This is a genomic window from Stenotrophomonas sp. 704A1, from assembly GCF_030549525.1.
GTDB lineage: Bacteria > Pseudomonadota > Gammaproteobacteria > Xanthomonadales > Xanthomonadaceae > Stenotrophomonas > Stenotrophomonas tuberculopleuritidis.
Genome location: NZ_CP130831.1, coordinates 3,302,179 through 3,322,505 on the forward strand (window position 1 = coordinate 3,302,179; position 20,327 = coordinate 3,322,505).

The window sequence follows — 20,327 nt, forward strand, 5'->3', positions numbered from 1 at the left end:
ACGCCCGGCCCGGCTCAGAGCAGAACAACATCGAACTGCTCCTGCAGGTACTGCTCATCGGCCTGGAAGCGGATGCTCTTGCCGAGAAACTCCTCCAGCTCGGCCACCGCCGACGATTCCTCGTCGGTGATCCGCGCCACCACCTTGCTCGAGGCGATCACCAGCAGGCGCGCCGCATCGAACTGGCGCACCGCACGGGTGATCTCACGGAAGATTTCGTAGGTCACCGTCTCGGTGGTCTTGATCGTGCCGCGGCCACTGCACTGCGGGCAGGTTTCCGACAGCTGGCGCTCCAGGCTTTCCACGGTGCGCTTGCGGGTCATCTCCACCAGGCCCAGCGGCGAGAAGTCGTACACCGTGGTCTTGGCATGGTCGCGGGCCAGCGCCTTTTCCAGCGTGCGCAGCACCTGGCGGCGGTGCTCGGCATCGTCCATGTCGATGAAGTCGATGATGATGATGCCGCCGAGGTTGCGCAGGCGCAGCTGCCTGGCCACCGCCTGCGCGGCCTCCAGGTTGGTGCGGAACACGGTCTCTTCCAGGTTGCGCTGGCCCAGGAACGACCCGGTGTTGACGTCGATGGTGGTCATCGCCTCGGTCTGGTCGATCACCAGGTAGCCGCCGGATTTCAGCGGAACCTGCTTGTCCAGCGCGCGGCCGATCTCATCCTCCACCCCGAACATGTCGAAGATCGGGCGATCCCCCGAATACAGTTCCAGCTTCTCGGCCAGCACCGGCATGTACTTGGCCACGAAGGCCTGCAGCTGGGCGAAAGTCTCCTTCGAATCCACCTTGACCTTGTCCACGTCCTTGCGGATCAGGTCGCGCACCGACCGCAGCGGCAGGCTCAGGTCTTCGTAGATGTTGCTGCACGAGGGTGCTTCGCGGCCCCGCCGCTCGACCACGTTCCACACCCGCGACAGGTAGGCGATGTCCTCGGCGATGGCCTCGGCCGGCTGGCCTTCGGCGTTGGTGCGCACGATGTAGCCGTAGCCGCCGTGCTGGGCCGACAGTTCGGTCACCAGCGCCTTCAGCCGCGCGCGCTCGCCTTCGTCCTCGATGCGGGCCGAAACCCCCACCACCTTCGACTGCGGCAGCAGCACCATGTAGCGCGAGGGAATGCTGATCTGCGTGGTCAGCCGCGCGCCCTTGGTACCGATCGGATCCTTCACCACCTGCACCACGATGTCCTGGCCGTCGCGCAGCAGCTCCACGATGGGAACGCTGGACGGCGGCGGCAGGGTGGTGTTCTCGGTGTCGGCACTGGCCACCGGCGCCGGCCGCACCACGTCATTGGCGTGCAGGAACGCAGCGCGCTCCAGCCCCACCTCGACGAACGCCGCCTGCATGCCCGGCATCACCCGCTGCACCTTGCCCTTGTAGATGTTGCCGACCACACCCCGGCGCCAGCCGCGCTCGATGTGCAGCTCCTGCAGCATGCCGTTCTCGATCACCGCGACCCGGGTTTCGCGCGGGGTCACATTGACCAGGATTTCCTCAGACATCGGCAGCCTCCCTGGCGGCATCGGCAGTGGGGGCCGGCACGCCGCAGCGCGCCAGCAGACGATCGGTATGCAGCAACGGCAGCCCCATGACACCGGAGTAGCTGCCGGAAAGGTGTTCGATCCAGCGTTCGGCACCGCCCTGGATGGCGTAGGCTCCGGCCTTGTCCAGCGGCTCACCGGTGGCGACATAGGCGGCGATGTCGGCGGCGCTGATCGCAGCGAAGGTGACCTCGGAAATGACCAGCTCGCTGTCCACCCCCTCCGGCCCGACCACCACCACCGCCGTCATCACCTGGTGGGTGCGCCCGGCCAGCCGCGTCAGCATCGCCCGCGCGTCGGCGGCATCGGCCGGCTTGCCGAAGACTTCACCGTCCAGCACCACTTCGGTATCCGAGCCCAGCACCCGCGCCTGCGGGTCCTCGGCCCGGACCCGGTGCAGGCCAGCGCGCGCCTTGTCGGCGGCGACCCGGCAGACATACTGTTCGGCGCTTTCAGCGGCCGCCTGCTGTTCGACGACCTCCAGGTCCAGGGCCTGGAAGGGGCGTCCGAGTCGGGCCAGCAGCTGGTTGCGTCGGGGGGAGCGGGAAGCAAGATAGAGCATCGGCACAGCATAACCTGAGGCCGGCACCTGAATCGTCGGCAACCCCGCCTGCCACGCCTGCAACCCCGTCTGGACTCACAGCGCGTTCATCGCTACGACACCACCCTCACCGGCACAACAAGGAGATCCCATGCGCCGCACCGCCACCCCGCTGCTGCTTGCCCTGTCCCTCGCTCTTGGAGCCTCGATGACCGCCCACGCTGACCCTTCGTCGCCGTCGATCGCCGCCCCGGCCGAAGGCACCCTGCTGAACATCTCGGCCAACGCCGAAGCCACCCGCGTGCCGGACGTGGCCACCCTGTCGGCCGGCGTGGTCACCCAGGCCGCCGACGGCAACAGCGCGATGCGCCAGAACGCCCAGCAGATGGACAAGGTCCTGGCCGCGATCAAGGCCGCCGGCATCGCCGAGCGCGACGTGCAGACCAGCGGCGTCAGCCTCAACCCCCAGTACCGCTACGCCGACAACGAGGCACCGAAGATCACCGGCTACCAGGCCAGCAACACGGTCAGCCTGAAGGTGCGCGACATCGCCAAGCTGGGCAAGGTGCTCGACGCCCTGGCCGCGCAGGGGGCCAACCAGATCAATGGCCCGCAGTTCGAGATCGACCAGCCCGAGCCGGTCTATGACGAAGCCCGCCTGGCCGCGCTGAAGAAGGCGCAGGCCCGTGCCCAGACCTACGCCCGCTCGCTGGGGCTGCAGGTGCGCCGCATCGTCAGCATCTCCGAGAACGCCGGCGGCGGCTTCCGCCCGATGCCGATGATGCGGGCGATGTCGGCTGGCGCCGCGATGGACAAGGCCACCCCGGTCGCGCCGGGCGAATCGACGATCTCGGTCACCCTCGACGTGGTGTTCGAACTGGGCCGCTGACCGGCAGCGCGGGGCCATGCCCCGCGAGCGCAGCGGAAGAACACACGCGGCGCCCTTCGGGGCGCCGTTTTCATTGGCGCACCGTCGATCACCTGCCGCCCGGGTAGCGCGGGGCCATGCCCCGCGAGCGCAGCGGCGCGCCTCTTCCGCCGGGCATGGCCTGGCGCTGCCGTTTCATGAAGCGCAGCCCAATGGCGCCTCCCCTGCCTCTAGGCAGTGGTGGAGGCCGCGCGCTAATGATGGGCTGCCAGCCGCGTGCGGCAACCCCACCCGCGACCCTGGTGCGTTGAGGACTTCGACACTGGCATGGAGGTGGACCATGGTTCGTACGTATCCCGTAGTACCCCTGCACTTCGATCCCGCCCGTATCGCCGCCTGGAGCGCGGCCATCGCCCTGCATCTGCTGGCATTGCTGTTGCTGTTGATCCCCGCGACCTACCAGGCCATCACCGCGCTGCCGCGCGACACCACCGAGGTCAGGCTGATTCCCAAGGAACAGCCGAAGCCGCCGGAGCCGTTGCCGGTGGAGCCGAAGCCGGAAGTCGCCAAGGTCGTGCCCAAGCCGCAGGCTGCGCCGACCGTGGTCCCGCCGCTGCCCGCCCCGACCGCCACGCTGGAAGAAGCCCAGGGCATCATCCTGCCCGCAGCCGAACCGGCCCCCGTGCAGACGGCACCGAGCGTGGCGCCGTCCACGCCAATGGCCGGGGTGCAGCTGCAGTACCGCAATGCCCCTCCGCCGGCCTATCCGGTCCCGGCCCTGCGCAACCATGAGCAGGGCACCGTCCTGCTGCGGGTCGAGGTGGATACCAGTGGCAAGCCGGTGAACGTCAGCGTCGAGCGCAGCAGCGGCTCGCGCAGCCTGGACCAGGCCGCCCGCCAGCAGGTGCTGCGCCACTGGCGCTTCGTCCCGGCCGAGCGTGACGGGGTGGCGGTGCCCGCCATCGGCAGGGTTCCGGTGCAGTTCTCGTTGCCCGATTGAGCGTTCGCAGCCGGCCCGGCAGCCGCCGGGCCGGCTATAACGCAGAGTGGCTGTGGACAGGGCCAATCTGCCCGCTTATTCCGACCTCGTTCGGAAATCGTTACGAATTAAGCAAAACTTCACAGCTTCGTCACCTGCCAGAAACCTAGATTGACGCGTCCCGGGGCACACCGGAGACAGCCCTCAATGTTCGAGTTTTCCAGTCAGGAGAGAAGCTGTGAAACACCCGATCCAACGGCCCGCCAGCCGCCGCCATAACCACCTGGCATCGTCCATCACCCATATCCTTACCGGCGGCGCCCTGCTGCTGGCCGGCGCCGTGGCTTCCTCTTCCGCATTCGCGCAGGAACAGGCCACCAACCTTGACCGGATCACGGTCACCGGTTCGAACATCCCGCGCACCAACACCGAGACGCCGTCGCCGGTGCAGGTGGTGACCCGCCAGGAAATCGACCGTACCGGCAAGACCACGGTCGCCGAGTATCTGCAGACGCTGACCGCCGACGGCGCCGGCTCCATTCCCAAGACCTTCGGCAACGGCTTCGCCGGTGGCGGCGCGGGCATTTCGCTGCGCGGCCTCGGCGCCGGCTCGACCCTGGTGCTGTTGAACGGCCGCCGCATGGCGACCTACGGCCTGGCCGACGATGGCCAGAAGGTGTTCACCGACCTCAGCACCATCCCGCTCGACGCCGTCGAGCGCGTGGAAGTGCTGAAGGACGGCGCTTCGGCGATCTACGGTTCCGACGCGATCGCCGGCGTGGTCAACATCATCCTGCGCAGCGACTTCCAGGGCGCCATCCTGCGTGGCTCCTACGGCATGTCCGGCGATGGCGATGGCGATGCGAAGAAGGCCACCCTGACCGCCGGCACCGGCGACCTCGCCACCGATGGCTGGAACGCATTCTTCAGCCTGGACGTCGGCAAGTCCGACGCGATCAAGATCAGTGACCGCAAGAACCGCAAGTGGATCGGCACCGGCGATATCCGCCGCTGGGGCTACGACGCCGCCGATGCACAGTTCCTGGGCGGTGCGTACCTGTCCGGCGGTACCGCCGGCGGCACCGGGCCGAACGGTTCGGTGTTCGACGACCGCAACGTGGACGATGAAAATCCGGCCTTCCTGGTGGCCCTGCCCGGCTGCGCCGGCCTGACCACCATTCCCGGCCAGACCGACGCCACCGCTCAGGCACAGGGCTGCCTGTGGGATCCGGCACAGCAGTACCGCGACCTGAGCCCGGAAGAGAAGTACGTGAACGTGTTCGGCCGTGCCAGCTTCGCCTTCGGCGAGGGCGGCGAGGTCTACACCGAGATCGGCTACTCCAAGAAGGAAACCATCTTCAGCAATACGCCCTCGGGCACCTCCGGCGGCTGGGGCTACCCCGGTGGCCCGGTCAACGCCAGCAGCGGCGACGGCGCCGTGGTGCTCAGCCCGACCCATCCGGACAACCCGATTCCGGGCCAGGCCTCGCGCCTGCGCTACTCGGCCTGGGATGTCGGCCCGCGCGTGACCAACAACACCAACGAGTTCAACCGCTTCCTGGTCGGCGTAAAGGGCAACTGGGGCGAGTGGAGCTACGACACCGCCTACCTGCATTCGGGCACCGACCTGGTCAACAAGCGCACCGGCTTCCTGCGCTACAGCGCCGTGCAGTGCGCGCTGGGTGACCCGGCCTGCGCCGGCGGCGTGTGGCGCATCGGCGACAACGCCGGCCTGAATTCGCAGGCGCTGTACGACTACATCTCGCCGACCATCAGTGCCCGCGCCAAGTCCAGCCTGGACATGTTCGACTTCACCATCTCGCGCAGCCTGATGGACCTGAAGGGCGGCCCGCTGGGCCTGGCCTTCGGTACCGAGTGGCGCAAGACCAGCAACAGCCTGACCCCGCAGACCTACACCGACCAGGGTGACATCATCGGCCTGGGCTACTCGGCCTACGACGGCACCCAGAACGTGTACGCCGGCTACGTCGAACTGTCGGCACCGGTGCTGGAACAGCTGGAGCTGTCTGCCGCACTGCGCTATGACAAGTACGAAAGCGGCGAAGGCAAGGCCACGCCGAAGCTGGGCGTGAAGTTCACCCCGGCCGACTGGATCGCGCTGCGTGCCAGCTACGCCGAAGGTTTCCGCGCGCCCAACCCGGCCGAGAACGGCGACGGCGGCCTGGCCGCGTTCTCCAACGCCCGCGATCCGGTGCGTTGCGCCATCGATCCGGACAACGAGTGCACCGCGCGCTCGGTGGCGATCATCACACGCCCCAACTCGGGCCTGAAGCCGGAAGAGTCCAAGAGCTACTCGGTGGGCATCGTGCTGCAGCCGACCTCGACCACCTCGCTGACCGTTGACGCCTGGGAAATCAAGCGCACCAACGAGATCGCCCAGGGCAGCACCGCTGACGCGATCGCCGCCGGCAACGTCCTGCGCGACAGCAACAACATCGGCGGCGTGGCCAACAGCGGCACCATCCTGGCGGTCAACACCCAGTACGTGAACGCCAACTCGTCGCGTGTCCGCGGTATCGACACCGATGTGCGCCAGACCTTCGACCTCGGTCCGGGCCAGCTGGAAATGGACCTGCAGTGGAGCCACATCCTGAAGTTCGAACGTACCGAGGGTGACACCACCGTCGATTACGTTGGTACCCACGGCAACTGCGATGTGACCAACTGCATCGGTACGCCGCAGGACAAGATCAACTTCGGCACCACCTGGAAGCAGGGCCCGTGGAGCGTCAGCGGTGTGGTGAACTACATCGACAGCATGGACAACAAGGACCGCCGCGGTGGCGACTACCTGGCCTTCTATGAAGACGGCACGCCGGTGGAGAAGATCTCGTCCTTCACCACCTTCGATCTGTCCGGTCGCTGGAACATCACCGATGCCTTCGAGCTGAACGCCTCGGTGCAGAACGTGTTCGACCGCATCGCCCCGCTCGACCCGACCACCTACGGTGCGGTCAACTACAACCCGCTGCACTTCAGCGGCGCGATTGGCCGCTACTTCACCGTCGGCGCCAAGTACACCTTCAAGTAATCGAAGGCGCGTCACCTGCAGAGGCCCGGGCTCACGCCCGGGCCTTTGTTGTTCCGCACACACCGCAGGGGCGAAGATGGAGGCCCCTCCGAAGGAACGGCAGATGGCGGCTCGCCCGCAACGCCTTGGCCTGGCCGCCCTGACCGCCCTGGTGGTCGGGTCGATGGTCGGTGCCGGCATCTTCTCGCTGCCACAGAACGTGGCGCGCAGTGCCGGCCCGGCCGCGGCACTGATCGGCTGGGCGCTGAGCGGCGCCGGCATGCTGATGCTGGCCTTCGTGTTCCAGGCGCTGGCCAACCGCCGCCCGGACCTGGACACCGGCATCTACGCCTACGCGCGCGCCGGCTTCGGCAACTACATCGGCTTCTCCGCCGCGTGGGGCTACTGGGTTGCCTCGGTGCTGGGCAACACCAGTTTCTTCGTGCTCATCTTCAGCGGCCTCGGCCATTTCCTGCCCGCCTTCGGCGAGGACAACACGCCGGTCGCGGTAGCCGCATCGTCGCTGCTGCTGTGGACCGTGCACCTGCTGGTGCTGCGCGGGCTGCGTACCGCGGCGATCATCAACGGCCTGGTCACCGTGGCCAAGCTGGTCCCCATCGCGCTGTTCCTGGTGCTGGCCGCCGGTGCATTCCGCATGCAGGTGTTCCGCGCCGACTTCTTCGGCACGCCCGCGCTGGGCGATCTGGGCACGCAGCTGCGCGGCATGATGCTGGTGACGGTCTGGGTGTTCATCGGTATCGAAGGGGCCAGCATCTATTCACGGCGCGCGGCCCGCCGCGCCGACGTCGGCCGCGCCACCGTGATCGGTTTCGTGGGGGTGTGGCTGCTGCTGGTGCTGGTCAGCCTGCTGTCGATGGGCGTGCTGTCGCAGGCCGAACTGGCCGCCATGCCCAATCCTTCGATGGCCTATGTGCTGCGTGCCATCGTCGGCGAATGGGGCGCCACGGTGATCATCATCGGCTCGATCATCTCGGTGCTGGGCGCATTGCTGGCCTGGGTGCTGCTGTGCGGTGAAGTGCTGTATGCGGCCGCCGGCGACGGCACCATGCCGGCCTTCCTTGGCCGCGAGAACGCGCGCGGCGTGCCGGCCAATGCCTTGTGGTTGAGCAATGGCCTGATCCAGCTGTTCCTGCTGCTGGTGCTGGTCAACTCGGGCAGCTACACCAGTCTGGTCCTGCTGGCGGCCTCGATGAGCCTGGTGCCGTATTTCCTGTCCAGCGCGTTCGGCGCGAAGCTGGCCTGGCAGGGCGATGCATACCCGGGCACTCCCGGCGCACGCTGGCGCGACCTGATCGTCGCGCTGCTGGCCAGTACCTATGCGCTGTGGCTGGTCTACGCCGGTGGGCTGGACAACCTGCTGCTGTCGGCACTGCTGTACGTGCCCGGTGTCGGCCTGTTTGCGTTGACCCGGCGCCAGCAGGGCGAACGTGTGTTCACCGGCTGGGAGTGGGTCCTGTTCGGCGCGATCCTGGCGGCGGCGATCGCTACGCTGATCGCGTTGCTGCGGGGCCACCTGGCGCTGTAGCGCCGCGCATTGCCGCGCCGCGATCGAAAAAAAACCCGCATCTCGCGATGCGGGTTTTCAAAGGTGGCGCCCGAAGTTGGACTCGAACCAACGACCCCCTGATTAACAGTCAAGTGCTCTAACCGGCTGAGCTATTCGGGCAGACGAACAGTATAACCAGTCTTCACGCGCGATGGTAGGGGTGATTGGCAATCATCGCGGCAGCGCGATACAGCTGCTCGGCAACGACCAGGCGCACCAGCATGTGCGGCAGGGTCAGCGGCCCGATCGACCACTTCTCATCGGCCAATGCGGAGACCTCCGGCGAATGCCCTTCCGGGCCGCCGATCAGGAACGCCAGGTCCCTGCCCTGCCCGCGCCAGTGTTCCAGCCGCTGCGCCAGCTGCTCGGAACTGAGCTGGCGGCCCGGCACATCCAGCGCCACCACATAGGCATTCTTCGGCAGCGCGGCGATCACCCGCCGGCCCTCGTCCTCGGTGGCCCGGCGCGGATCGCGGCCCTTGCCGCGCAGGCCGGGTTCGATTTCCACCAGTTCGAACGGCAGCCAGTGCGACAGCCGCTTCTGGTATTCGGCGAAGCCCTGCGCGACCCAGCTGGGCGCGCGCTCACCGGTGGCGATCAGGCGGGCTTTCATCAGCGATCCTCCAAAACGTCGACGGCGCCATCGGCGCCGTCGAAGGGTGCATCAACGCGTGGCTCAGGCCACTTCGTCGTCGTCGCGTGACGGCGGCTGGTCGCCGACGGTCCACAGCCGCTCCAGCGCGTAGAACTCGCGCACGCGCGGCAGCATCACGTGCACGATGACGTCGCCCAGGTCGACCAGCACCCACTCCGCTTCACGCTCGCCTTCAACACCGAGCGGCATGACGTCGAGGTTCTTGGCGAAGCGCACGACTTCATCGGCGATCGACTTCACATGGCGGGTGGACGTACCCGAAACGACCACCATGTAATCGGCGACGCTGGACTTGCCGCGTACATCGATCTCGACCGGGTCCTTGGCCTTCAGGTCTTCGGTGGCTTGGCGGACGCTGGCCAGCAGCTCCGGCACGGACGGCGGCGGGCTGGGCAGATCGACCTTGATGGTCTGGGGCTGGGTCTGGTTGCTCAAAGCGGATCGACTCGATAAACGTGGGGGCGATTATACGGGCACAACGTCGCAACGGCATTCACGGCGTGGCCGGGCGGTACAGGCCCTGGCCGGCAACGTAGTCGGCCACCGCCGGCGGCAGCATCGCCCGCCATGGCCCTGCAGCGGCAATCTGGGCGCGCACGGCGCTGGCCGATTCCTCGCGCAGCGGGTGGTGCAGGCGCAGGATGCGACCGGCCGGGCTGGCAAACAAGGCCTGTTCGGTGTCGGCCCAGCGCCCTTCGGTGGCCCGCCCCAGCGCGCCATCGACACTGGCCCGCAACGGGCTGCCGGGGCGCTCGGCAACGATGAAATGGGCCAGCCCGAACAGCGCCTGCCATTCATGCCAGGCCGGCAGGCCAAGCAGGCTGTCGGCCCCGACCAGCCACGCCAGCGGCCGGCTCGGACCGAGTTCGGCGCGCAGTTCACGCAGGGTGTCCACGGTATAGGAGGGCCGGCCGGGGAAGCGAGCGGCTCGATCCAGCTCGCGCCGGTCCAGCAGCAGGCCCGGCTCGTCGCCGATGGCCAGCCGCAGCATGGTGCAGCGCTGCTCGGCATCGGCGCCAGGCGCCGGACGGTGCGGCGGGTCGGCGGCCGGCAGCATGCGCACCGCGACCTGCAGTTCGTCGCGCGCTGCCCGCGCGATCGCCAGATGGCCCAGGTGCACCGGGTCGAAGGTGCCCCCGTAGTAGATCCGCAGGCTCATCGATCAGGCCCGGGCGAGCAGGCGCACGGCACGCGCCTCGGCCACCGCCACCAGCAGGCGTTCCAGTGCCAGCCAGGCATCGCCGTCGGCGCGGCCCTTGGCGATGCGGTCGACCAGCCCGGCTTCGGCGACGAAGCGCTCCCAGCGCTTGCCCTCCGGGTGCCGCTGCAGCGCGCGCTTGTACGGCGCCTGGCGCGATTCCCAGATGCCACGGGATTTCATTTCGGCCGCGAGGTTGCCGCCCCGCGCCTGCACCCGTGCCAGCGCGGCACCGGCCAGCAGTTCGCGGATCACGATCGGCATCAGCGCGGCGACCGCCTCGCCCTCGCCGCGCAGGCCGGCCAGCATGCGCAGCACGGCCTGCGGTTGCCCGGAGAAGGTGGCCTCCACCAGGCGGAACACGTCGTAACGGGCCGCATCGGCAACCAGCGACTCCATCCGTTCCACATCCAGGGCCTGGCCATCGGCCAGCAGCGCCAGCTTGTCGATTTCCTGCGCCGCAGCCAGCAGATTGCCCTCCACCCGTTCGGCCAGCCGCTGCACGGCGGCCGCTTCGGCGCGAAGTCCCTTGCCGCGCAGCCGGCGCTCGATCCAGTCGGGCAGTTCGTGCGGCTTGATCGCCCAGGCCACCGACAGCACGCCGACCCGGTTGACCGCCTCGGCCCACTTGCCCTGGTGGGCCTTGCTCCATTCGTTGGCGGTGATCATCAGGATCACGTCCGGCGCCGGGTTGGCGCAGAACCGGCTGATCACTTCGGCGCCGTCCTTGCCCGGCTTGCCGCTGGGCAGGCGGACTTCCACCAGCCGGCGCGCACTGAACAGGCTGGGTGCATTGAAGCTGGCGTCGAGCTGGTTCCAGTCGAAGTCGCGTCCATCGGCATCGAACACTTCGCGCTCGTCGACACCGGCCGCCCGCGCGCGTGCGCGCACGGCGTCGGCCGCTTCCAGCACCCGCAGGGTTTCCGGGCCGGCGATCAGATAGACCGGCGCCAGGGCGGTATCAGCCGCTTGGCCGGCCAGCTGTTCCGGTCGCAGTTCCATCGGGTGTCCGGCTCACTTCTCGACGGCAGGCGCGGGCCCGGCTGCCGCCGGCTGTGCCGGCTTCGGGGCCACAAGGCTGCCACCCTTCTCAAGTTCGGCGCGCACCACGCTGTCGATGCGACGGATGATCGAGGCGGACATTTCGCGGCGCAGTTCGTCCGCCAGGATCTCGCGCTCGGTGGTGGTACCGGTGGCGTCGGTCGGCGGCGACACGTAGTCGCGCGACAGTTCGATCACCTGCTGCGGCACCAGTTCGGTGCCGTCTTCGCGACGGAAGATGAAGATCACCGCATAGCGCAGGCTGTACTCCTGCGCACGGCCCTGCGAGTCGATGGCGATGGGCAGGTCGCCCCAGCGCTCGGACAGGACCTGCAGCTGGGTGGTGGGCCCGGTGCTGTCCTCGTCGGCCAGCTTCGCACCGGATGCCAGCAGGCTGCGGTTCAAGAGCTTGACCAGTTCGCTGTACGGTGCGGTGGACACCACCTTCACCGGTGCCGTATTGCTCGGCAGCATCAGCTTGTTGCGCAGGTGGAAACCACAGCCGGCGAGGCCGAGGGCAAGGACGAGGGCAAGCAGGATTCGGGTCATGGAGACAGTCTGGCGGAGCCGGGCGATCACGGCAACAGACAGCGTGCCCGAGGCCGCGTGAACGCAGGGCCATCGGCCGGACAGGCCGGGCGTGGCGACAACGCACCGGCCGCCACCAGGGCGGCCGGTGCCGGGTACATCAGGCAGCGACGATGTTCACGATCTTGCCGGGGACGATGATGATCTTGCGCACCGTCAGCCCTTCCAGGAACCTGGCCGCATTCGGCTCGGCCTGTGCCAGTGCTTCCACCTGGTCGCGCGCAGCATCGGCGGCGACGTCGATGGTGCCACGCAGCTTGCCGTTGACCTGCACGGCCAGGGTCAGCGCATCGCGCACCAGCGCGCTGCTGTCGGCCTGCGGGAACGGCTGGTCTTCCAGCAGCGTCTCGCCATGGCCCAGCACCTGCCACAGCGCATGGCTGGCGTGCGGAGTGATCGGGTTGAGCAGCAGCACGATGGCCTGCAGCGCTTCCTGGCGCACTGCGCGCCCCTGGTCACTGCCATCCTCGAACCTGGCCAGCGCGTTCATCAGTTCCATCACCGCGGCAATGGCGGTATTGAAGCTGTGGCGGCGGCCGTAGTCGTCGCCGACCTTGCCGATGGTTTCGTGGGTCTTGCGGCGCAGCGCCTTCTGGTTGGCATCCAGTGCCGCCACGTCCAGCGCCGGGGCGGCACCGTCGGCAGCATGCTTCTGCACCTGCGCCCACAAACGGCGCAGGAAGCGCGCCATGCCATCCACGCCGGCCTCGTTCCACTCCAGCGACTGCTCGGGCGGCGCGGCGAACATCGAGAACAGGCGCACGGTGTCGGCGCCGTACTTGTCGACCATCGCCTGCGGGTCCACGCCGTTGTTCTTCGACTTGGACATCTTCTCGGTGCCACCGACCACCACCGGCTGGCCGTCGGCAATCAGGGTGGCGCCGGTGATGCGGCCGCGCTCGTCGCGCTGCACTTCCACGTCGGCCGGGTTGATCCAGTCCTTCGAGCCATCCGGGTTCGGCCGGTAGTAGGTCTCTGCGATCACCATGCCCTGGCACAGCAGGTTGCGCGCCGGCTCGTTGCTGTCCACCATCCGCGCGTCGCGCAGCAGCTTGTGGTAGAAGCGGAAATACATCAGGTGCAGGATCGCGTGCTCGATGCCGCCGATGTACTGGTCGACCGGCAGCCAGTAGTTGCCGCGCTTGTCCACCGCATCACGGGCACCGGGCGAGGTGTAGCGGGCGTAGTACCAGCTCGACTCCATGAAGGTGTCGAAGGTGTCGGTCTCGCGCTCGGCCGCGCCGCCGCATTCCGGGCAGGTGGTCTTGCGCCATTCCGGATCGGTCTTGATCGGCGAACCGGTGCCGGCGAACGCCACGTCCTCCGGCAGCACCACCGGCAGCTGTTCTTCCGGCACCGGCACTGCACCGCACTTTCCGCAGTAGATCACCGGAATCGGGCAGCCCCAGTAGCGCTGGCGGCTCACGCCCCAGTCGCGCAGGCGGTAATTGACGCGGCGCTGGCCCTGGGCCTTGCGCTCGAAACGTTCGGCCAGCGCCTCGAAGGCACCCTGGAAGTCCAGGCCGTCGAACTCGGCCGAGTTGACCAGTTCGGTCTGGCGGCTCTTGTCGCTGTACCAGTCCTGCCAGCGGGTGCCGTCCCAGCTGCGCTCGTCCTCGTTGCGCGGGTCCTTCAGCGCGATGACCTGCACGATCGGCAGGCCATACTTGTTGGCCACCTCGTTGTCGCGCTGGTCGTGGCCGGGTACGGCCATCACCGCGCCGGTGCCGTAGCCCATCAGCACGAAGTTGGCGACCCACACCGGCACCTGCTCGCCGGTAACCGGATGGACGGCACGCAGGCCGGTGTCCATGCCGCGCTTTTCCTGGGTTTCCAGTTCCGCCTCGGACACGCCGCCCTGCTTCAGGTCGGCCAGCATCGCGGCCAGTTCCGGGTTGTTCTTCGCCGCATGCAGCGCCAGCGGATGTTCGGCGGCGATCGACACGAAGGTCACGCCCATCACCGTATCGGGGCGGGTGGTGAACACGCGCAGCGGATCCAGCGCGGTGCCGTCGACATCGCGCACGTCGAACTGGATTTCCAGGCCCTCGGAACGGCCGATCCAGTTGCGCTGCATGGTCTTGACCGATTCCGGCCAGCCGTCCAGCTCGTCCAGGCCGTCCAGCAGCTCCTGGGCGTAGTCGGTGATGCGCAGGAACCACTGCGGGATCTCGCGCTTCTCCACCAGCGCGCCGGAACGCCAGCCACGGCCGTCGATGACCTGCTCGTTGGCCAGCACGGTCTGATCGACCGGGTCCCAGTTCACCACCGCGTTGCGACGGTAGGCCAGGCCCTTGCGCATCAGGCGGGTGAACATGCGCTGCTCGTGGACGTAGTAGTCCGGACGGCAGGTGGCGAACTCGCGCGACCAGTCAACGGCATAGCCCATGGCCTTGAACTGGCCGCGCATGTGCTCGATGTTCTTGTAGGTCCAGGCCGCCGGCGCGGTCTTGTTCTTGATCGCAGCATTTTCCGCCGGCAGGCCGAACGCGTCCCAGCCCATCGGCTGCAGCACGTTGTGGCCGGTCATGCGCTTGTAGCGGCTGATCACGTCACCGATCGTGTAGTTGCGCACGTGGCCCATGTGCAGCGCACCGGACGGGTACGGAAGCATCGACAGGCAGTAGTACTTCGGCTTGTCCGAGGTCTCGTCGACCTCGAAGGCACGGGTGGCGTCCCAGTACTGCTGGGCGGCGGATTCAACCTGCTGCGGGTCGTAGGCGTTGGTTTCAGCGCTGGTCATGGAACACGCGGATGCGGCGGCAAAGCGGTACAGCGTACCGCAGTGCGGCAAACGTCTCCAATCCTGCCCACCGGCCGGGGGCGCCGCCCTCCCCCGGGCGCCGTCTCAGCGCTGTCGCGACAGTGGCAGCGCGGCGGCCAGCCACAGCGTCCAGCAGGCGAATGCCAGCCGCTGCGCCAGCGGGGCGGGCAGTACGCCCTGCAGGGCAAAGGCGGCCAATGCGGCCAGCACACCACAGGCCACGGCCAGCCCTCCCAGCGCGCGGCCGTGCGCCTGGCGCAGCACAGCGATGCCCAGCAGCAGGGTGCCGGCCACGAAGCCCAGCACCCAGACCATCCACGCGCTGGCGTGCAGCTGGCTGGCCGGCCCATGCAGATCCTCCACATCCAGCGGCAACAGGCCCATCGCGGCAAACGCGAGGCCGGCCAGCAGCAGCATCTGGCTGCCGACCCGTGGCGCCCAGCCCGCCTGCGCCGGCAGCCCGCGTCGCAGGCATTCGGCCGTCACTGCGGCCAGCAGGCCGGGCAGCACGAAACCGAGCAGATTGAAGGCCAGCGCATGCGGCACCCCGTGCGCACCCAGCAGTGCCACCGGGTGGCGGACCTGCGCGTAGCCCTCCAGGCCGGCGCCGAACCCCAGCACCGCCAGCACGAACAGCAGCGCGGCGATCAGGCCGGATCCGCGCAGCAGAGGGGACAGGGACGACATGCAGGCTCCGGAAACAACGGCGGCAGGAAGCGTGCATTGTCAGCTATTTGCCGCACCCCGGGTTGAGACCGGCCGCGATCGTCACCATAGAATCGGTCTCCCGATGCCAGGTGATGCCCCCCATGAGCGAGACGACGTACGTATTCGACGCCACCACCGCGACCTTCGAGACCGACGTCCTGCAGAAGTCGCTGCAGACCCCGGTGCTGGTGGACTTCTGGGCGACCTGGTGCGGGCCGTGCAAGACCCTGGGCCCGATGCTGGAAAAGCTCGCCGGTGAATACAACGGCGCGTTCGAACTGGCCAAGGTCGATGTCGACAAGGAGCAGCAGATCGCGGCGGCGTTCCAGATCCGGTCGGTGCCGACCGTGTTCCTGGTCAAGGATGGCCAGCTGGTGGACGGTTTTCCCGGCGCCATTCCCGAAGGGCAGCTGCGCGAGTTCCTGGCCCAGCATGGCGTGGTGCCGGCCGATGTCGGCGACACCCTGGTCGAGGACGAGGCGCCGCTGGACCCGCAGGCGCAGGTGGACGTACTGCGTGCGCAGATCGCCGCCGAGCCGGACAAGGACGAACTGAAACTGGACCTGGCCCTGGCCCTGCTGCAGATCGGCGGCGTGGACGAGGCCGGCACCCTCATCGATGCGCTGCCGGCCAATCTGGCCACCGATGACCGCGCCGTGCGCGGCCGCGCCCGCCTGGCCTTCGCGGCGGCCCTGAAGGACGCCCCGGCGGCCGACGTGCTGGAAGCGCGCATCGCCGCCGACGGCAAGGACCTGCAGGCACGCCACCTGCGCGGCGTCCAGCAGCTGCTGGCCGGCGAGGACGAGGCCGCGCTGGAGCAGTTCCTGGAGATGCTGCGGATCGACCGCGGTTTCCAGGAAGGGCTGCCGCGCAAGGCGCTCATCGACGCCTTCAATGTGATCACCGACGAGGACCTGGTGGGCCGCGCGCGCCGCCGCATGGCGTCGCTGCTGTTCTGAACGGCGGCGGTACCGTTCAGAATCCCTGCACTGAACGCGGGCAATAATGCCCGCGATGGTGGCCGCACGGCCGCCACGATCCGTTCGGGGGGATGAGGTCGGGGCCATGGGGTCTTGCAGCTGCGCCCCCGCATTGCCGGGACAGCATTCCGTGACCGTTGGCCGTTTCTCTCCTTCCATCATGCGTTTCCTGCGCATCCTGCTGTATACCCTGTGCCTGCTGCCGGCAATGGTCGGCGCGCAGGACTGGAACTACCGGGTCCGGCCCGGCGATACCCTGTGGGACCTTGGCGGCGCCTACCTCAAGCCCAGCGTGCGCTGGCAGCAGCTGCAGCAGCACAACCGCATCGACAACCCCTACCGGCTGCCGCCGGGCGAGCTGCTGCGCTTCCCGATCAGCTGGTTGCGGACCGAGCCGGCACCGGCGCGGGTGCTGGCGGTGCGCGGCCAGGTCGAGCTCAGCGCGGCCGATGGCAGTGCCACCCGCGCGGTGCGCGCCGGCGAGCAGCTGCACATCGGCGATGCGATCCAGACCCAGGCCGAGTCCAGCATCACCCTTGAATTTGCCGATGCATCGCGGCTGCAGCTGCGCGAACACTCACGGCTGCGCCTGGACCAGCTCAGCCGCTACGGCCGCACCGGCATGGTCGATACCCGCCTGCGCCTGCAGCAGGGCCGCGCCAGCAACCGGGTCACCCCGGCGCGCGGACCGGCCTCGCGCTACATCATCGATGCGCCCACCGCCACCAGCAGCGTGCGCGGCACGGTGTTCCGGGTCAGCGCCGGCGATGACGCCCATGCCGGCGCCACCGAAGTCCTGGAAGGCAAGGTGCAGGTCGGCAATCCGCATGGCCTGCAGGTGGTGCTGCCCGGCCAGGCCAGCCGCAGCGCGGGCGCCGACGCGGCCCCCGCAGCGGTTTCCGGGCTGCTGCCCGCACCGCGCCTGCGCGCCGAGGGCAACCGCCTGGGCAGCCTGCCGACCGTGCTCGGCTGGGAGCCGGTGGCCGGTGCCGACCATTACCGGATCGAGGTGGTGCAGGCTGCGACGCCGGAAATCCTGCTGTTTGCCACCACCACCGTCGATACCCGGCTGGTGATCGGCGAGCTGCCGCCGGGAGCGCTGCGCCTGCTGCTGCGCGCGGTCGATGCGCAGGGCGTGGAAGGCATCGATGCCAGTGAGGATTTCGTGCTGGGGGACCAGCCGCCACCGCCGCTGACCGTGGCCCCGCTGCACGGCCAGGCCATCAAAAGCGACCGCCCCCGCTTCCAGTGGAGCCAGGCCCCCGGCGCCCGCAGCAGCGTGCTGCAGGTGGCCGACGAACCGCAGTTCCTGCAGCCGCTGCGCGAGCAGGACAGCAGCGACACCCAGCTGCGCCTGCGCGACCCGCTGCCGGCCGGCCAGTATTACTGGCGCGTCGCCTCGCGCGATGCGCAGGGCCACCAGGGCCCGTATGGCCAGGCGCTGCCGCTGCAGCTGACCGATGACCCGGTGGACCCCGCGCTGCAGCCACCCGAGGCCGCCGATGGTGAACTGACCCTGCGCTGGCAGGCCGGCAGCGACGGCCAGCGTTACCGGGTGCAGGTCGACCGCCGCGGCGATTTCAGCGCCCCGCTGGTCGATGCCACGGTCGACCAGCCGCAGGTGAGTTTCAAGCGCCCCTGGCGCGGCACGCTGCACATCCGCGTGCAGTACATCGATGACGACGGCCATGCCGGCCCGTTCTCGCCGGCCCAGCAGGTCAGGTTGCCGTGCCGGCTGTGCTACGGCGCCGGTGGCAGTGCCCTGCTGCTGTGGCTGCTGCTGTGAGACGGTCGCCACTGCCGTGGTCGCGACGGATCCTGCTGGCCCTGCTGGCCGGCGTGGCGACCGCCGTGGTCAGCCACGGCCAATGGCTGTGGCGGCAGGACGAAACGGCGTACGACCTGATGGTCGGCAGCTGGGATTACCGCCCCGACCCCAGCGTGCTGATCGTTGCCATCGACGAAGGCAGCCTGCAACGGATCGGCCAGTGGCCGTGGCCGCGGTCGGTGCATGCACGGCTGCTTGATCGCCTGACCGATGCCGGCGCCGAGCGGGTGGCGCTGGATCTCATGCTGTCCGAGCCCGACCGGCGCGACGCGCGCCAGGATGCCGAGCTGGCCGCAGCCATCCGCCGCAATGGCCGGGTGGTGCTGCCGGTGCTGGCCGCCCCCGCCGCCGGCGACCGCATGGCCGAGGAAATGCTGCCGATCCCGCTGATCGCGGCCAGCGCGGCGGCGATCGGCCACAGTGACGTGGAAGTCGATGGCGATGGCGTGGCCCGCGGTGTCTACCTGCGTGCCGGCATCGGCCAACCCCACTGGCCGGCCCTCGGGCTGGCGCTGGCCGACCTGCCGCCGGAGCGCACCCGCGGCCTGCCCGATCCCGATCCGGAACTGGATTCGCCCTATCAATGGCGCCGCGACGATTACGTACGGGTGCGCTATGCCGGGCCGCCGGAACGGTTGCCGCAGGTGTCCTATGCCGATGTGCTGGACGGGCGCGTGGAGGCGCCGATGCTGAAGGACCGGCGCATCGTGGTGGGCATGACCGCCAGCGGCATCGCTCCGCGCCTGTTGACCCCCACCACCCGCGAATACTGGATGAGCGGCAGCGAGTACCAGGCCAACATCGCCTCGATGCTGCTGCAGGGCAAGCAGATCCAGGTGCTGCCGCGGGCGTGGCAGGATGCGCTGGCCAGCCTGCTGGTGGCGTTGTGCGTGATGCTGCTCGGGCTGCGGCTGCCGTGGCTGGTGGCGCTGTGCTCGCTGCCGGCCGCGCCGCTGCTGAGCTGGCTGCTGCTGCGCACCGGCAGCCTGTGGTGGGCACCGGCCAGTGCGCTGCTGGGCATCGTGCTCGTGCTGACGGTCTGGGCCACGTGGCGGATAGCATCCTGGCACCGCCAGGCCAACCGCGATGCCCTGACCGGCCTGGGCAACCGCCTGCGCTTCGAGCAGGCGCTGCAGCAGGAATGCGATGCCGCGCGGCGCAGCGCCAAGCCACTCAGCCTGGCGCTGATCGATGTCGATCACTTCAAGCACCACAACGACCGCCATGGTCACCAGGTCGGCGACCGCGTGCTGTGCGACGTCGCACGCCTGATCCAGGCGCATGCACGGCGCCCGCGCGACATGGCCGCCCGTTACGGCGGTGACGAATTCGCGCTGGTGCTGCCCGACACGCCGGCCGAGGGCGCGCAGCAGGTGATCGAAGACCTGATCGCCTGCGTGCGCGCACTGCCTCCCCCCGGCGAGGGCGCCGATGCGGGGGTGACCCTGACCATCGGCATCTACACCCGCATACCCGATGGCGAACTGCAGCCCCACCACTTCGTCGAAGGTGCCGACAACGCGCTGTACCGAGCCAAGGACAACGGCCGCGATGGCTATGTGATCGACAGCGGCACGCCCGGACCGTAGCGCCCGGCAGACCTGTCGGCGATGCTGCGGGATACGCCATGCGCACGCGAAGTGCGCAGGCACAGTGGTTTCGCCGCGCCGCGCTCGAATCCGGCGCCTTTGGGCGCCAGTCGGGTGATGCTTTCCCCGGAAGGAGACTCCGACGACGCGCAACGCCATGGAACAATCGCGAAGAACTCGATGTGCAGCGCATGGTATTGCTGCGCACCTGCGAGGAGCTGGACGCGCTAGGGAAGAGCGTGACTGCGCAGGAAGCCTCCGCGCGGGCGCAACGGCCCCACCCTTATGCTCCACTCTCCATGCTCGAGCTGCACGGCACTCGCCTGACTCCGCGGCACGTCTTCCATCTACAACCCTCGAAACCCAGCGGGACTGGCAACCACCAGCCCGCTGAATTTTCTGCGCCATCCAAAGAACGCGAACTGGCTGATGCAGGATACGCGGCAGGT

The 20,327-nt window shown here is 68.7% G+C and carries 16 protein-coding genes, 1 tRNA gene and 1 pseudogene; 8 read left to right on the forward strand and 10 right to left on the reverse strand.

What is annotated here, in order from left to right; genetic code table 11:
• Nucleotides 1-14: 14 nt before the first annotated feature.
• Together rng and Q5Z10_RS15440 are read right to left on the reverse strand one after the other, a co-directional pair.
• A complete protein-coding gene (gene rng / locus Q5Z10_RS15435; protein WP_303636271.1) occupies nt 15-1,502 on the reverse strand; it encodes a ribonuclease G in 1,488 nt (495 codons plus the stop codon).
• Nucleotides 1,495-2,103 carry a Maf family nucleotide pyrophosphatase gene (locus Q5Z10_RS15440; protein WP_303636272.1) on the reverse strand — a complete coding sequence of 203 codons (609 nt, stop codon included), beginning with the start codon at nt 2,101-2,103 and terminating at the stop codon, nt 1,495-1,497. Before Q5Z10_RS15440 ends, rng begins: the two co-directional genes overlap by 8 nt.
• 130 nt (nt 2,104-2,233) lie before the next feature.
• On the opposite strand from Q5Z10_RS15440, the gene Q5Z10_RS15445 reads away from it, so the two are divergent.
• From Q5Z10_RS15445 to Q5Z10_RS15460, 4 genes are all read left to right on the forward strand, one after another.
• On the forward strand, nt 2,234-2,971 hold the full coding sequence (locus tag Q5Z10_RS15445) for an SIMPL domain-containing protein (protein ID WP_303636273.1): 738 nt from the start codon (nt 2,234-2,236) through the stop codon (nt 2,969-2,971).
• Between the two features lie 319 nt (nt 2,972-3,290).
• Nucleotides 3,291-3,950 carry an energy transducer TonB gene (locus tag Q5Z10_RS15450; RefSeq protein ID WP_303636274.1) on the forward strand — a complete coding sequence of 220 codons (660 nt, stop codon included), beginning with the start codon at nt 3,291-3,293 and terminating at the stop codon, nt 3,948-3,950.
• 217 nt (nt 3,951-4,167) lie between these two features.
• On the forward strand, nt 4,168-6,981 hold the full coding sequence (locus Q5Z10_RS15455) for a TonB-dependent receptor (protein WP_303636275.1): 2,814 nt from the start codon (nt 4,168-4,170) through the stop codon (nt 6,979-6,981).
• Between the two features lie 103 nt (nt 6,982-7,084).
• Nucleotides 7,085-8,506 (forward strand): basic amino acid/polyamine antiporter, encoded by a 1,422-nt coding sequence (locus tag Q5Z10_RS15460; protein ID WP_303636276.1) that lies wholly within the window; start codon nt 7,085-7,087, stop codon nt 8,504-8,506.
• 64 nt (nt 8,507-8,570) lie between these two features.
• Here the strand turns inward: Q5Z10_RS15460 and Q5Z10_RS15465 are convergent.
• From Q5Z10_RS15465 to Q5Z10_RS15500, 8 genes are all read right to left on the reverse strand, one after another.
• A tRNA-Asn gene (locus Q5Z10_RS15465) sits at nt 8,571-8,647 on the reverse strand.
• 22 nt (nt 8,648-8,669) lie between these two features.
• Nucleotides 8,670-9,140: a 23S rRNA (pseudouridine(1915)-N(3))-methyltransferase RlmH gene (gene rlmH, locus Q5Z10_RS15470; RefSeq protein ID WP_019662111.1), complete on the reverse strand. Its 471-nt coding sequence runs from the start codon at nt 9,138-9,140 to the stop codon at nt 8,670-8,672.
• Between the two features lie 63 nt (nt 9,141-9,203).
• Nucleotides 9,204-9,617: a ribosome silencing factor gene (gene rsfS, locus Q5Z10_RS15475; RefSeq protein WP_303636277.1), complete on the reverse strand. Its 414-nt coding sequence runs from the start codon at nt 9,615-9,617 to the stop codon at nt 9,204-9,206.
• Nucleotides 9,618-9,675: 58 nt separating this feature from the next.
• Nucleotides 9,676-10,341, reverse strand: coding sequence for a nicotinate-nucleotide adenylyltransferase (nadD, locus tag Q5Z10_RS15480; RefSeq protein ID WP_303636278.1), 666 nt, complete (start codon nt 10,339-10,341; stop codon nt 9,676-9,678).
• A gap of 3 nt (nt 10,342-10,344) precedes the next feature.
• Complete coding sequence (gene holA, locus Q5Z10_RS15485) at nt 10,345-11,382, reverse strand: DNA polymerase III subunit delta (protein ID WP_303636279.1); 1,038 nt, start codon at nt 11,380-11,382, stop codon at nt 10,345-10,347.
• 12 nt (nt 11,383-11,394) lie between these two features.
• Nucleotides 11,395-11,970 (reverse strand): LPS-assembly lipoprotein LptE, encoded by a 576-nt coding sequence (locus Q5Z10_RS15490; RefSeq protein WP_303636280.1) that lies wholly within the window; start codon nt 11,968-11,970, stop codon nt 11,395-11,397.
• Between the two features lie 139 nt (nt 11,971-12,109).
• Nucleotides 12,110-14,752 (reverse strand): leucine--tRNA ligase, encoded by a 2,643-nt coding sequence (leuS, locus tag Q5Z10_RS15495; RefSeq protein WP_303636281.1) that lies wholly within the window; start codon nt 14,750-14,752, stop codon nt 12,110-12,112.
• A 105-nt stretch (nt 14,753-14,857) separates the two neighbouring features.
• Nucleotides 14,858-15,460 (reverse strand): DUF998 domain-containing protein, encoded by a 603-nt coding sequence (locus Q5Z10_RS15500; protein WP_303636282.1) that lies wholly within the window; start codon nt 15,458-15,460, stop codon nt 14,858-14,860.
• A gap of 122 nt (nt 15,461-15,582) precedes the next feature.
• Between Q5Z10_RS15500 and trxA the strand changes: the two genes are divergently transcribed.
• The 4 genes and pseudogenes from trxA to Q5Z10_RS21445 all read left to right on the forward strand — a co-directional run.
• Nucleotides 15,583-16,440 carry a thioredoxin gene (gene trxA, locus Q5Z10_RS15505; RefSeq protein ID WP_303636283.1) on the forward strand — a complete coding sequence of 286 codons (858 nt, stop codon included), beginning with the start codon at nt 15,583-15,585 and terminating at the stop codon, nt 16,438-16,440.
• 106 nt (nt 16,441-16,546) lie between these two features.
• Entirely contained in the window at nt 16,547-18,247 is a 1,701-nt protein-coding gene (locus Q5Z10_RS15510) for a FecR family protein (RefSeq protein ID WP_345783969.1), read from the forward strand.
• Nucleotides 18,244-19,878 (forward strand): CHASE2 domain-containing protein, encoded by a 1,635-nt coding sequence (locus tag Q5Z10_RS15515; protein ID WP_303636285.1) that lies wholly within the window; start codon nt 18,244-18,246, stop codon nt 19,876-19,878. Before Q5Z10_RS15510 ends, Q5Z10_RS15515 begins: the two co-directional genes overlap by 4 nt.
• Nucleotides 19,879-20,045: 167 nt before the next feature.
• Nucleotides 20,046-20,171, forward strand: a pseudogene (locus Q5Z10_RS21445) (coiled-coil domain-containing protein); the annotation flags it as partial.
• Nucleotides 20,172-20,327: the final 156 nt, after the last annotated feature.

Bases quoted from the DNA above. Each gene is read 5' to 3' on its own strand.
- nadD (WP_303636278.1), bottom strand. From the start codon at position 10,341: ATGAGCCTGCGGATCTACTACGGGGGCACCTTCGACCCGGTGCACCTG.
- Q5Z10_RS15450 (WP_303636274.1), top strand. From the start codon at position 3,291: ATGGTTCGTACGTATCCCGTAGTACCCCTGCACTTCGATCCCGCCCGT.
- holA (WP_303636279.1), bottom strand. From the start codon at position 11,382: ATGGAACTGCGACCGGAACAGCTGGCCGGCCAAGCGGCTGATACCGCC.
- leuS (WP_303636281.1), bottom strand. From the start codon at position 14,752: ATGACCAGCGCTGAAACCAACGCCTACGACCCGCAGCAGGTTGAATCC.
- Q5Z10_RS15440 (WP_303636272.1), bottom strand. From the start codon at position 2,103: ATGCTCTATCTTGCTTCCCGCTCCCCCCGACGCAACCAGCTGCTGGCC.
- trxA (WP_303636283.1), top strand. From the start codon at position 15,583: ATGAGCGAGACGACGTACGTATTCGACGCCACCACCGCGACCTTCGAG.
- rlmH (WP_019662111.1), bottom strand. From the start codon at position 9,140: ATGAAAGCCCGCCTGATCGCCACCGGTGAGCGCGCGCCCAGCTGGGTC.
- Q5Z10_RS15510 (WP_345783969.1), top strand. From the start codon at position 16,547: ATGGGGTCTTGCAGCTGCGCCCCCGCATTGCCGGGACAGCATTCCGTG.
- Q5Z10_RS15460 (WP_303636276.1), top strand. From the start codon at position 7,085: ATGGCGGCTCGCCCGCAACGCCTTGGCCTGGCCGCCCTGACCGCCCTG.
- rng (WP_303636271.1), bottom strand. From the start codon at position 1,502: ATGTCTGAGGAAATCCTGGTCAATGTGACCCCGCGCGAAACCCGGGTC.
- Q5Z10_RS15445 (WP_303636273.1), top strand. From the start codon at position 2,234: ATGCGCCGCACCGCCACCCCGCTGCTGCTTGCCCTGTCCCTCGCTCTT.
- Q5Z10_RS15490 (WP_303636280.1), bottom strand. From the start codon at position 11,970: ATGACCCGAATCCTGCTTGCCCTCGTCCTTGCCCTCGGCCTCGCCGGC.
- Q5Z10_RS15500 (WP_303636282.1), bottom strand. From the start codon at position 15,460: ATGTCGTCCCTGTCCCCTCTGCTGCGCGGATCCGGCCTGATCGCCGCG.